The 11,769-nt window shown below is 54.9% G+C and carries 13 protein-coding genes; 5 read left to right on the forward strand and 8 right to left on the reverse strand.

Annotated features, from left to right (window positions below; genetic code table 11):
* Positions 1-24: 24 nt before the first annotated feature.
* From FE845_RS06540 to gshB, 8 genes are all read right to left on the reverse strand, one after another.
* Positions 25-1,062 carry a putative solute-binding protein gene (locus FE845_RS06540; protein WP_200362565.1) on the reverse strand — a complete coding sequence of 346 codons (1,038 nt, stop codon included), beginning with the start codon at positions 1,060-1,062 and terminating at the stop codon, positions 25-27.
* A 215-nt stretch (positions 1,063-1,277) separates the two neighbouring features.
* Entirely contained in the window at positions 1,278-2,579 is a 1,302-nt protein-coding gene (locus FE845_RS06545) for a dihydroorotase (protein ID WP_200362567.1), read from the reverse strand.
* Positions 2,576-3,607 carry an aspartate carbamoyltransferase catalytic subunit gene (locus FE845_RS06550; RefSeq protein WP_200362569.1) on the reverse strand — a complete coding sequence of 344 codons (1,032 nt, stop codon included), beginning with the start codon at positions 3,605-3,607 and terminating at the stop codon, positions 2,576-2,578. Before FE845_RS06550 ends, FE845_RS06545 begins: the two co-directional genes overlap by 4 nt.
* Before the next feature lie 27 nt (positions 3,608-3,634).
* Positions 3,635-4,144, reverse strand: a complete 510-nt coding sequence (gene pyrR, locus FE845_RS06555) for a bifunctional pyr operon transcriptional regulator/uracil phosphoribosyltransferase PyrR (protein WP_200362571.1) — start codon at positions 4,142-4,144, stop codon at positions 3,635-3,637.
* A 15-nt stretch (positions 4,145-4,159) separates the two neighbouring features.
* Positions 4,160-4,591, reverse strand: a complete 432-nt coding sequence (ruvX, locus tag FE845_RS06560) for a Holliday junction resolvase RuvX (protein ID WP_200362573.1) — start codon at positions 4,589-4,591, stop codon at positions 4,160-4,162.
* Positions 4,584-5,150: a YqgE/AlgH family protein gene (locus FE845_RS06565; RefSeq protein ID WP_200362575.1), complete on the reverse strand. Its 567-nt coding sequence runs from the start codon at positions 5,148-5,150 to the stop codon at positions 4,584-4,586. The genes ruvX and FE845_RS06565 overlap by 8 nt, the downstream gene beginning before the upstream one ends.
* Positions 5,147-6,013, reverse strand: coding sequence for an energy transducer TonB (locus FE845_RS06570; protein ID WP_200362577.1), 867 nt, complete (start codon positions 6,011-6,013; stop codon positions 5,147-5,149). Before FE845_RS06570 ends, FE845_RS06565 begins: the two co-directional genes overlap by 4 nt.
* A gap of 45 nt (positions 6,014-6,058) precedes the next feature.
* Entirely contained in the window at positions 6,059-7,012 is a 954-nt protein-coding gene (gene gshB, locus FE845_RS06575) for a glutathione synthase (protein WP_200362579.1), read from the reverse strand.
* A 298-nt stretch (positions 7,013-7,310) separates the two neighbouring features.
* Here gshB and pilG point away from each other — a divergent pair, with 298 nt between their 5' ends.
* The 5 genes from pilG (at position 7,311) to FE845_RS06600 (ending at position 11,762) form a co-directional block, all read left to right on the forward strand.
* Positions 7,311-7,703, forward strand: a complete 393-nt coding sequence (gene pilG, locus FE845_RS06580) for a twitching motility response regulator PilG (RefSeq protein WP_071268417.1) — start codon at positions 7,311-7,313, stop codon at positions 7,701-7,703.
* A gap of 34 nt (positions 7,704-7,737) precedes the next feature.
* Positions 7,738-8,100, forward strand: coding sequence for a twitching motility response regulator PilH (gene pilH, locus FE845_RS06585; protein ID WP_200362581.1), 363 nt, complete (start codon positions 7,738-7,740; stop codon positions 8,098-8,100).
* Positions 8,101-8,120: 20 nt separating this feature from the next.
* Positions 8,121-8,666, forward strand: coding sequence for a chemotaxis protein CheW (locus tag FE845_RS06590; RefSeq protein WP_200362583.1), 546 nt, complete (start codon positions 8,121-8,123; stop codon positions 8,664-8,666).
* Between the two features lie 93 nt (positions 8,667-8,759).
* Positions 8,760-10,835 (forward strand): methyl-accepting chemotaxis protein, encoded by a 2,076-nt coding sequence (locus tag FE845_RS06595; RefSeq protein WP_200362585.1) that lies wholly within the window; start codon positions 8,760-8,762, stop codon positions 10,833-10,835.
* Positions 10,836-10,862: 27 nt separating this feature from the next.
* On the forward strand, positions 10,863-11,762 hold the full coding sequence (locus FE845_RS06600) for a CheR family methyltransferase (RefSeq protein WP_200362587.1): 900 nt from the start codon (positions 10,863-10,865) through the stop codon (positions 11,760-11,762).
* Positions 11,763-11,769 lie beyond the last annotated feature (7 nt).

Here is an 11,769-nt window from a genome sequence, read left to right on the forward strand (position 1 = left end):
GGGCTTTCAGTGGCAATAGAATTATCAGGAAGCGCACTCTGACCGGGTGGCATCCACGCGGCAGCGAATGGCTTTCATCAGTTTAATTGCGCGTTCGTCATACACGCCATCTTCAAGCAACGACAGGCGCACGGTCCGCAGCATCTTGTCGTACTCGGCGGTCACTTCCTGCGGCAGAGTCATCCATACGTTTTCAGGCATCTCGGCTTCCGCCTGAGCAATAATCTCGTAGGCTTCATCTAGGCGCTTGATGGCCTCATCACGCACCATCTGGCCCGCTGAATCAGGGAAGCGATCGCTGTGGATAATGACTTGGAAGTTCATGTACGCCAGCGCGTACTTCAACACCCCACCATTTGGCTCAACGCCCTTGTACAACTCCAACGGCGAATAGGCTACGGCTGGCGCGTATGCGACATCCACACTGCCGTTATTGAACTTGCCAGCAAAGTTGGCGGAATTAGAGCCAACAACTGACGCACCTACATGGCGAACCATGCGAACAGACGCCTCATCAAAATCCAATGTTGCTACGCGCTTACCTTGCAGCTTTTCAACAGAGTTAATGGAGCGATCACGAAGATGAAGGTAAATCGCACCGGCCGGGAACACGCCGGCCACCTCATAAGGCCCATCTTTCAACAGAGGGCGAGCATTAGGTTGGCTGAGCGTGTTGTATAGCAGCCGCATCTCCTCTTCGCCGGGTACGGCGCCCATGGCTTCTAGGCTGCCGGTAAACTTATTGAATTCGCGAGCGCGGGTACCAGTAAGCAACACCGCATCACACTGTCCAGCTTTAAAATCTTCAGCAGCAACTTTTTCGTCTGTGTAAGCACTCAAGTTCAGCTCGATACCGTTTTTAAGAGCAACGGGCTGAAAGGTCTTAGTGATTGCAAATAGCGGCCCATTGGCCCCAACTGGGTCAAACACACAGAAGCTTCTCTCCAGAATATCGCCACTGTTTTCAGTGTTTGCCTGGGCATGTCCCAGTGAGGGCAGGATGAGGCTAGCGCACAGAGTGGCTGCCAAGGCCACCCGCTGCGGGAAGGTTACTGATTTCAAGGGATAACTCCTGAGCTATTATTGTTTGGCCAGAGTATGTGTCGCTGTATAAGCAGGGCCGCATCTATTGCGCCAACAGTATGCTGGCAAGTGCAAGAATACGTTGGCACAGGTGCCCTGTCTCAAGGGGTTTTTGAGCAAAAATTTGGATTATGTGATGGTGTCGACAGCGGTTAGCCAACCCCTGCCGCATTTCTATGCAGGCTGTTTAGTTTTTAAGCTCCGCCCCAAGCTTCTCGACCCTCGGCCAACGTGAGCCTAACCACTCCGGGCAACGGCTGGCCAAGTACAGGCGCATGATGCCCCACCGAGATGAGAGACTGGCTACTTGGCGTCCAATCAGCACCGGGGTCAAACACGCACAGGTCGGCTATCTCATCTTGACTGATCGAGGCAGGTAAGCCGATGACCGATGCGGGGCCGGATGTAAGTCCGCGAACCAGCTCAGCAAGGCTTAACTCGCCCCGCTTAACAAGGCCAAGGCCCAACGACAACACGCTTTCGATGCTGGAAAGGCCTGGTTCAGTGTCTGGTAACGGCGCCTGTTTCGCAGCACTCTCATGGGGCAGGTGCTGGCTTACAATTGCATCGATTACCCCTTCGCGAACCCCTGCTACCAAGGCCTTACGGTCGGCCTCTGAACGCAGCGGTGGGCGCAAGTGGAAGCGACTGTCAAAACCTGACAGGGCGTCTTCTGTAAACACAAGCTGGTGCATGGCTACGTCTCCGGTTACGGAAATCCCCCGGCGGCGCGCGTCAGCAAGCATTTCTACACTGCGCCCGCAGGAAAGTTGACTCAGATGCAGCTTTACACCGGTTTCCTCGGCAAGCAGTAGCATTTCCATAACGGATGCAGTTTCTGCCACTTCCGGGATGCCCAGCAAGCCGAGGCGAGCTGTTACCAGACCATCATGGGCATAGCCGTCTGCGGCTAAGGACTGGTTCTCCGGGCGCAGCATCACGGTCAGTCCAAATGTTTGGGCGTATGCCATACAGCGGCGCAACACTCGGGCATTACGTACGCCACGGGAGCCATTGCCCAAGGCAATACAGCCAGCGGCGGCTAGACCCGCCATGTCGCTGAGCATCTCGCCCTCAAGGCCTCGAGTTAACGCACCTACGGGCAAAACACGGATAGGCGAGCCAGCGTCGGCACCATCTTGGATCAAGTGAGTAACGGCCCGCGAGTCATTAACGGGAGAGGTTTCTGGCGACGCACAGACTGTGGTGAAACCGCCTCGGGCCGCGGCTCTTGCTTCCGAAACTATATTGCCCTTCTGGCCATTGCCCGGCTCGCGCAGGTTGCAATACAAATCAACAAACCCCGGAGTAATCATACAGCCTTTAGCATCAAACGTTTGCTCAGCGTCGGCTGCTTCAGCCGTCGCTCCGGTAGCGGCAATGCGTCCATTTCGTATCAACAAAGCGCGATTCGGAGTTTCGCTGCCATGGCCATCAAGTAAGCGACCGCCGGTAATTTTAAGGCTGGCGCTGGAGGATAGTGTGTTGCCGCTCATGCCAGACCTCTCTCATTCAACCCGCTCAGTTCGTTCAATTTTTGCTGGCGCTCGGCGACCTGCCCACCCATCGCCATGGACATCACCGCCATGCGGATAGCTATGCCATTCGTTACTTGATTCAAAATAACCGATTGCGGGCCATCCGCGACCGCTGATTCTATCTCTACACCTCGGTTGATCGGCCCGGGATGCATCACAATGCACTCTGGGTGCGCCAGCGCCAACTTGTCTTGGCTCAAGCCATAAAGCCGGTAAAACTCCCGCTCACTAGGCAGTAACGCCCCCTCCATGCGTTCCTTTTGCAGGCGCAGCATGATAACGACATCCAGGTCCTTCATACCTCTGGCCATATCGTATTCCACGGTGCAGCCGAGGCTCTCTACATCTCTTGGCAAGAGGGTTCCGGGTGCAATAACTCGTATTTGCTCGGCTCCCAGTTCATTCAGGGCGCGTATCTGGGAGCGAGCCACCCGAGAGTGCAAAATATCCCCCACTATGGCGACTTTTAAGCCTTCAAAACCGCCTTTGTGTTGCCGGATGGTCAACATATCCAGCATGGCCTGAGTGGGGTGTGCGTGGCGGCCATCGCCCGCGTTGATGATGGCGACCCCAGGGGTCACACTTTGGGCAATAAAGTGCGGGGCTCCGCTTTGAGCATGGCGCACCACGAACATGTCGCTAGCCATGGCCTCCAGATTGAGAAGCGTATCTGAAAGCGATTCGCCCTTGGAGGTGGCCGAGGTATTAATATCGAGGTTCAGCACATCGGCCGATAGCCGCTTGGCAGCAAGCTCAAAGGTACTGCGGGTGCGGGTGCTGGCCTCAAAGAATAAGTTGACTACCGTGCGCCCTCTCAGGAGAGGCACCTTCTTGATGCTTCGCTCGCCAACTTCAATAAACGAATCAGCGGTATCGAGTATGTCGGTCAGCAACTCCCTGCCTAAACCGTCCAGAGTCAGGAAATGCCGCAATTGGCCGTCCCGGGTTAGCTGTAAGTGATTAGGGGAAGCTGCATTTGCGGTCATGATTTGCCTGCTATCGAGTTCGGGGGTTTACTGCTCGGTTTCCTGAAGCTCTATCCGGAGCGGGTCTGGGCCACGCAGCTTCACACGCTGCTGCATACCCAAGGTCAGCGACTGCCCGGCCACATCAGGTTGAATAGGCAGTTCACGGGCGCCTAGATCGATCAACGTGGCGAGTATGATACTGGCTGGGCGACCATAATCGAACAACTCATTCATCGCAGCCCTTATGGTGCGGCCACTCATGATGACATCGTCAACCAGAATAATGTCCCGGCCTTCGGTATCAAAAGGCAGGCTAGAAGGCGTCACTTTCGGGTTGAGACCAATTCGGCTGAAATCATCCCGATAGAAGGAAATATCCAACTCGCCGAACGGCTCTTCAATTCCCAAGCGCTTACCAATAATGTCCGCGACCCAGACACCACCCGTGCGGATGCCAATAAGCACCGGCGACTCAATACCCCGCTCGTTAAGCAGGCCGCGTAGCCCCGCTTCCAACTTATCCATCAGCTGGTCTACATCAAGCAATGCGCTCATTCCATCCTCGCTTTTTTATTCTGTTTGCAACCGACACCAGGTTTCTAGTATCAGCACTGCTGCACGGTCATCCACGCCGTGGCGACCATAATCCCGGCTTCCACCGGCAGCCATCACTTGGCCTTTGGCCTCGTAGCTGGTCAAGCGCTCGTCTACCATTTCTACTGGAACGTGAAAGCGGCCGTGCAGGCGCTTACCAAACTTGCGGGCACGACCACACATATCGTTTTCGCTGTCGTCCATATTCAGAGGCAAGCCCACCAGCACCAGATCCGGCCGCCACTCCACCAGCAGTTTCTCAAGCTGGCCCCAATCAGGGGTTCCGTTATCGGCAGGAATCATGGCTAGAGGCTGACCTGTACCGAGCAGTTCTTGCCCGGTCGCCACACCAATTCGGCGCAGGCCGAAATCGAATGCCATGACACTGCGCTGGCCGGCTTTAGGCATGCCCCACCGTTTCGCTAAGCTGGTTGAGATCAATGCCAATCAGGTCCAGAACCGCTTTGTAACGTTCAGCCCAGGGCGTTCGAAACAAAATCTCGGTGTTTGCCGGGCAAGTCAACCAGGCATTGCTGCCCAGCTCTTCTTCCAGCTGCCCCTCTCCCCAGCCGGAATACCCCAGCGCCATCAAAAACTCTGGCGGGCCTTCGTTTCGTCCAATGCCCGCGAGTATGTCACGGGATGTGGTCAGCATAACGTCGTCGGCCACCTCGGCAGTATTCTGCCAGCTGGCGCCCGGCGGGTGCAGAACAAAACCCCGTTCCTGCTCAACCGGGCCACCACTAAACACTGGAAGATCGAGCTCGCCACCCTGAAGGTCAAGCTGCTCCAGAATTTCCCCCAAATGAATATCCAGAGGCTGATTGATCATTAAACCAAGCGCGCCATCATCTGAGTGTTCACACAGGTATACAACCGCCCCATGAAACCGAGGGTCAGCGAGATAGGGTGAGGCCACCAGGAAGTGGTGCTTAAGGCTGTGTGGAGAGTGTTTTGATGCCGTCATCCGGATGAGAGCCCCCGTTGCTGGAAAGACCAAGTACGTATGATTTCCAGTTCGTCCACGTCTTTTTTCATGTCGTCGGGAAAGGGTGCGAAGGGTGCAGCCATCCTGACAATCCGAATCGCTGCATCGTCGAGCAGAGTGCTTCCTGACGACTGCAGAATGGCTACTTCTTTGATGGAGCCATCTTTCTGCATGGAGACTAGCATGCGCAAGGTGCCATAAACTCCAGCACGGCGAGCTTCAGTGGGATAGTTGATATTACCAACCCGCGTCACCTTGCTCACCCAATTCTGCACATACCAGGCATTGGTGGACTTTAAGGTGGAAGCCGCCGTTACCCGCATAACTCTGGGTTTACGGGCGTAGGCTTGTTGCTGGGCATCAAAGCGGGCCTCAAGACTGGCAATCTCCAGACTGCGATCCATCAAGCTTTTCTTTTCCCTTACCGGCAGAGGCTCGTCTTCCGGTTCGGCGAACTGTTCCGGTTGTTGGACCTGTCGGCTTGAACGGCTCTCGGTCTGCACAACCGCCCGCTCCTGACGGCGCACAGGCTCTACCTGTGCCTTGGGTTCCGGTTGCACTTGCGCAACCTCAGGCTGGCTGATCTCGGAGGGTTGCGGCGTGGTCATTTCCAGCGCCTCGTCCTCCGTACCACTACCCTGCTGGTTGGTCTGCGCCAGAAAGTCGGCCTTCTCCGGTGCCTGTTCATCATCGAACTGCGACAGGGTGATCTCCATGGTCTGGGCAGACGAACGCGGCGACTCGGGCGCAAAGGTAATCCCCAGCACCACAACCGCATGCACCACCAGCGCCATGAATAACGTGAAGGAAAACCTATCGAACTCGCTTACCTGCACCGCCATTAATACGCCCGTCTCTGTCGTTGGCCCTGATCCATGGTATTCCCGTCAGTTCTGGTTAAGACGCTTCTCAACGGCGTCCATCAACATGCCCCCGATGTCTGTTCCAAAAGTATCGTCCAACTCCCGGATACAGGTTGGACTGGTCACGTTAATTTCGGTTAGATAATCGCCGATCACGTCCAGTCCAACAAACATCAAACCTTTTTCCTTGATAACCGGCGCTACCCGCGCACAGATCTCGCGGTCGCGGTCTGTCAGCTCACGACCTTCACCACGGCCACCGGCCGCAAGATTGCCGCGATTTTCGCCTTGCGAAGGAATTCGCGCAAGGGAATAAGGCACTGCCTCGCCCTCAATCATCAAAATCCGCTTATCACCGTCGCTGATTTCGGGGATGTACTTCTGAGCCATGGCCTGATGTTCGCCATAGTTCGTCAAGGTTTCAATTATCACACCCAAGTTGAAGTCGTTTTCCTTGATACGGAAGATCGAGTGGCCACCCATGCCGTCAACCGGCTTCATGATCACATCACCGTGCTTTGCATAAAACTCACGGAACCGTTTGGCGGAGCGACTCACAAGTAGCGGTGGCGTAAGATCCTCAAACTGGGTAGCAAACAGCTTTTCATTGCAGTCGCGCAGCGTAGCCGCGGGGTTAACCACCAAAGCGCCCTGTTGCTCTGCGGACTCGAGGATATAGGTTGCCATAAGGAACTCCCGATCAACGGGAGGATCCTTGCGCATCAAGATAACATCGAGATCGCCGAGCGCGCGATCTCTGTCAGCACCAAAGCTGTACCAGTCCTCAGGGTCCTTTCGAACCGTTAAACTGCGCGTGTAGGCCATGGCCTTGCCGCCTTCCATATAGAGGTCCTGCAATTCCATGTATTCGATTTCCCAGCCACGGTCTTGCGCTGCCAGTAGCATCGCCAAAGAGCTGTCTTTTTTGAAGTGGATATCCTGAATCGGATCCATCACTATCCCGAGTCGAACTGTCATAGTGCCTCTTGAGCTCCCAAGGAGTGAAAAAACAGAACCGGTCTGCAGAGCGAACCGGCCAATAAGTGCTATGCTAGGAAATCAGATGGTATTGTACCCGAGCCGTGAATGCATCCCGAGAAATCTCTGGTAAATTACGTGATGTTTCAGGCAAAAGTACATTTGGTCACAAAGTAATACTTTTTATCGGGCCATCAATAATCTATAAATGGACGGGGTTTACAGAAGAACCTTAAGGTTTATGTTAAAACCCTCGTTTGAAAACAATGACAGTCGCTGAGCGCAAGGCACCTGGACAATGGATGACAACTTCGAGAACTTGAAGATCATGGTGATCGACGATAGCAAAACCATCCGTCGCACCGCAGAAACCCTCCTGAAAAAGGTTGGCTGTGAGGTTATCACCGCGACAGACGGTTTTGATGCTCTGGCAAAGATTGCCGATTCGCAGCCGGACATCATTTTTGTGGATATCATGATGCCCCGTCTGGACGGCTACCAGACCTGTGCGCTCATCAAGAATAATTCCTCATTTAAAAAGACGCCCGTTATCATGCTATCCAGCAAGGACGGGCTGTTCGATAAGGCTAAGGGTCGCATCGTCGGCTCTGACCAGTACCTGACCAAACCGTTCAGCAAGGATGAACTGCTCAATACGATTCGTCACTACATACCCGTGACGCCACAGTAAACCCTGCTGACACTAAAGAACCATCGAGGAACCAATGGCTCGCATTCTGATTGTTGACGACTCTCCTACCGAGGTTAAGAAAATCTCCACCATTCTGGAAAAGCACAAACACGAGGTGCTTACAGCCGACAATGGCGCGGATGGTGTTGCCAAGGCCCGCGCTGAGACCCCAGATCTGGTGCTCATGGATGTGGTTATGCCTGGCCTTAACGGCTTTCAGGCGACCCGCCAGTTAACCCGGGCTCCGGAAACGGCTTCCATTCCGGTGATTATTGTCACCACCAAGGATCAGGAAACCGACCGAGTTTGGGGTACCCGTCAGGGCGCCAAAGGGTATCTGGTTAAGCCGGTAAACGAAGACGACCTGATCAAAACAATCAACAATCTGATTGGCTGATCCCCAACTGTGGAGTAAGCATGTCCGCACAGGCCGCCCCTTTTACCGTTCTGACGGATATCGCCCGGCGTAGCCGATCCATGGCCGCTGGCCTACCCGAACAGGAAGAAGCCGTTGAACTTTGGAACGGCATCGGCTTTGTTCTTGCAGGCGAGCGCTATGTGGCTCCCATGGGTGAGGTCACTGAAATTCTGCACGTACCCCGGTTTACGCACATTCCGGGAGTACGGCCGTTTCTCATGGGAGCTGCCAACGTTCGCGGGCGCCTCCTCCCTCTGGTCGATCTAGCCAACTTTTTCGACATTCCCCGCTCTTCCCGTAACCAAAGGGAACGGCGGGTTCTTGTCATTGAGCAGGGGGATATTTTCAGCGGGTTAGTCGTCGATTCCGTATTGGGTATGCAGTACTTTGCAACCGACAGTTTCAAGGCAGCACCTGCTGGTGTGCCTGAAAACGTTCAGCCGTTTGTCGCAGGCGGTTATGAACGAAACGAAGAAGTCTGGAAAGTGTTCTCCGCCGTCGACCTGCTCGAAGACGAACGCTTTCTTGACGTCGCACAGTGGTAAGGGTGATGACAGTGGCAGGAAAAACACCCTGACTGCCTGAAACCTAATTAAAAACAACTTGCCAAATTCCAGATAGAGGCCGGGAGCCAGAAAATGAAAAACAGAGCCGGAAGAATCGGTATGGGTCAGGGGGGCAACAAGCTTGTTGCTGGCCTGATTACCTCACTGATCGCACTCACCGTCCTGCTCGTTGTGGTCCTGTTTATCATTAACAGGGATAGCCAGAACGATCAGGAATATATCGCCAACGCCGCTGAACTCAGGGTGCTGTCACAGGAAATCGCGAAAAACGCGACTGAAGCTGCTGGCGGTACCGCCGAGGCGTTTAACCAGTTGCGTCGCTCCCGCGATGAGTTCCAGCAGCTCTGGTCCAACGTGACCGAAGGCAACCCGGAAACCGGCCTGCCAGCCAGTGAAATGGCCCGCGGAAGCGGCGTTCAACAGCACTGGAATACGGTACGCGAGAACGCCGATAGCATTCTGTCCACTCGGGACGCAGTGCTGGGCTTGCACGAAGTAGCGCGCACCCTGAACGAAACCATACCCCAGCTTCAGGTGGAGTACGACGATATCGTACAAATCCTTCTGGATAGTGGCGCTCCGGCGGAACAGATTGCGCTGGCTCAACGCCAATCGCTGCTTGCAGAGCGTATTGTGCGTTCGGTTAACAACGTACTCTCCGGTGATGAAGATGCCGTCATTGCTGCCGACCGCTTCGGCCGTGACGCCAGCCTGTTTGGACGGGTGCTCGAAGGCCAGCTGACCGGAAATCCCAACATGGGCATTTCCAAGGTTGATGATGAAGACGCCATTTATGGCCTTGAAGCGGTTGATGAGCTTTTCGAGTTCATTTCCCAAAACGTAGACGCCATCCTTGAAGCCTCTCCCGACCTCTTCAAGGTACGTACTGCGGCCAGCGACATTTTCCAGAACTCGGAGATTCTGCTTTCAGAACTGTCTGTTCTTGCTGAGAGCTTCCGCGCCCAAAGTGGCTCGCGCCTCGTAAGCCCAACTCTGGCCTTTGTTATTCTTGCGGCCATGGTTGCCATCGTTGTGTTTATCGGTTTGGCCTTGTACCGGGAAGCTCAAGCTCGCCTAGCAACCACTCAGGAACAAAACGAACAGAACCAGAACGCAATCCTGCGACTGCTCGACGAACTCGCCGATCTGGCTGACGGTGACCTTACTACCGAGGCCACGGTTACCGAGGACTTCACCGGTGCCATCGCTGACTCCATCAACTACGCGATCGACCAGATGCGCGGGCTGGTACAAGCGATTCGTGGTACAGCGGTACGTGTAGCGTCTGCTGCTCAGGAAACCCAGTCTACTGCGATGCACTTGGCAGACGCTTCCGAGCATCAGGCGCAAGAAATTGCAGGCGCCTCCGCTGCGGTTAACGAAATGGCCGTGTCCATCGATCAGGTATCCTCTAACGCTGCTGAATCGTCTGCGGTTGCGGAGCGCTCGGTTGCCATCGCCAAGAAAGGCGCTGAAGTGGTACAGAACACCATTCGCGGCATGGACAACATTCGTGAGCAGATTCAGGAAACCTCCAAGCGTATCAAGCGTCTGGGCGAATCCTCACAGGAAATCGGTGACATCGTATCCCTAATCAACGACATTGCCGACCAAACCAACATTCTGTCCTTGAACGCTGCTATTCAGGCCTCTATGGCCGGTGATGCGGGCCGAGGCTTTGCGGTCGTTGCGGACGAAGTTCAGCGCCTTGCGGAACGTTCCTCTGCTGCAACCAAACAGATTGAAGCGCTGGTTAAGACGATCCAGTCTGATACCAACGAAGCGGTTATCTCCATGGAACACACCACCGCCGAGGTGGTACGTGGTGCACGTTTGGCACAAGACGCGGGTATCGCCCTCGAAGAAATCGAGAACGTATCCATGAGCCTTGCGGAGCTGATCCAGAACATCTCCAACGCGGCACGCCAGCAGTCGTCTTCTGCGGCCCACATTTCCAACACGATGAACGTTATCCAGGAAATCACCTCCCAGACATCGTCCGGTACCAATGCTACTGCGAAGTCTATCGGGAATCTGGCAGAAATGGCTTCCGAGCTTCGATCCTCCGTTGCCGGCTTTACATTGCCAGAAGAAGATCTGGCAGGCCACGAAGAAGAGGAAGACAGCAACGTTCCGGTGGTGGGCTGATTTTCAGCCCGAGGCTAATGGCGGTTTATGTCTGAGCTTCATAACGCTCCGTCACCTGCCGAGAGCACCTGGTTTCTGCGCCGTCTTCCTGAAATGGACGAGGCGCAGTTCAGCCAGTGGCAAGTATTACTGGAACACCGTACCGGCATGACGCTGCCTGCAGAGCGCCGCTCGTTTCTGGAAACCAATTTGGCTATCCGGATGCGGGAAATAGGCTGCAGCAGCTATCAGGCCTATTACGAAACGATTGTCTCGGGGCCGGATGCCATACGGGAATGGTCAACGCTGGTTGACCGGCTTACGGTGCAGGAAACCCGTTTTTTTCGGGACCCTGATGCCTTCCGACTGGTTGCCGACTACGTTCTTACGCGGCCAAGGGAGCAGTTCCGAAAGCGGCCGATTGAGGCCTGGAGTGTTGGTTGTTCGTCCGGCGAAGAGCCATACACCTTGGCCATGGTGCTGAACGAGTGCATGACCCAACTGGGGCTGCAACCGCTGTATGGAGTAACCGGTTCAGACATCAGTACACCGGTTATCGAAAAGGCCCGGACCGGCCAGTTCAATGCCCGCAAACTGCTGGGCATGGAAGAAAACATGAAAACCCGGTACTTCCGCCCGGCCGAGCGGAACACCGTTGAAATTATCGAAAGCATCCGGGAGCGGGTCTGCTTTACCAGACTGAATGTACTGGATCTGGATAAAGCGCCCATGCACGGAATGAATATTATTTTCTGCCAGAACTTGCTGATTTATTTCCGTCGCTGGCGCAGGCGGGACATTGTCAGGCGACTTGCAGAGCGGCTGGCGCCCGGGGGACTACTGGTTCTGGGCCAGGGAGAGCTGACCGATTGGCAGCCCCCGGGTCTTCAAAAGGTACCCTCGGAACATGTACTGGCGTGGATAAAACGCCAGACTGACGAAGAATAACCGGAGA

The sequence above is a fragment of the Marinobacter sp. 1-4A genome (assembly GCF_016597725.1).
Classification (GTDB): domain Bacteria; phylum Pseudomonadota; class Gammaproteobacteria; order Pseudomonadales; family Oleiphilaceae; genus Marinobacter.

What these genes read in the sequence shown, in the direction of transcription:
- FE845_RS06545 (WP_200362567.1), bottom strand. Translation starts at nt 2,579, where the DNA reads ATGAGCGGCAACACACTATCCTCCAGCGCCAGCCTTAAAATTACCGGC.
- FE845_RS06550 (WP_200362569.1), bottom strand. Translation starts at nt 3,607, where the DNA reads ATGACCGCAAATGCAGCTTCCCCTAATCACTTACAGCTAACCCGGGAC.
- pyrR (WP_200362571.1), bottom strand. Translation starts at nt 4,144, where the DNA reads ATGAGCGCATTGCTTGATGTAGACCAGCTGATGGATAAGTTGGAAGCG.
- ruvX (WP_200362573.1), bottom strand. Translation starts at nt 4,591, where the DNA reads ATGCCTAAAGCCGGCCAGCGCAGTGTCATGGCATTCGATTTCGGCCTG.
- FE845_RS06565 (WP_200362575.1), bottom strand. Translation starts at nt 5,150, where the DNA reads ATGACGGCATCAAAACACTCTCCACACAGCCTTAAGCACCACTTCCTG.
- FE845_RS06570 (WP_200362577.1), bottom strand. Translation starts at nt 6,013, where the DNA reads ATGGCGGTGCAGGTAAGCGAGTTCGATAGGTTTTCCTTCACGTTATTC.
- gshB (WP_200362579.1), bottom strand. Translation starts at nt 7,012, where the DNA reads ATGACAGTTCGACTCGGGATAGTGATGGATCCGATTCAGGATATCCAC.
- pilG (WP_071268417.1), top strand. Translation starts at nt 7,311, where the DNA reads ATGGATGACAACTTCGAGAACTTGAAGATCATGGTGATCGACGATAGC.
- pilH (WP_200362581.1), top strand. Translation starts at nt 7,738, where the DNA reads ATGGCTCGCATTCTGATTGTTGACGACTCTCCTACCGAGGTTAAGAAA.
- FE845_RS06590 (WP_200362583.1), top strand. Translation starts at nt 8,121, where the DNA reads ATGTCCGCACAGGCCGCCCCTTTTACCGTTCTGACGGATATCGCCCGG.
- FE845_RS06595 (WP_200362585.1), top strand. Translation starts at nt 8,760, where the DNA reads ATGAAAAACAGAGCCGGAAGAATCGGTATGGGTCAGGGGGGCAACAAG.
- FE845_RS06600 (WP_200362587.1), top strand. Translation starts at nt 10,863, where the DNA reads ATGTCTGAGCTTCATAACGCTCCGTCACCTGCCGAGAGCACCTGGTTT.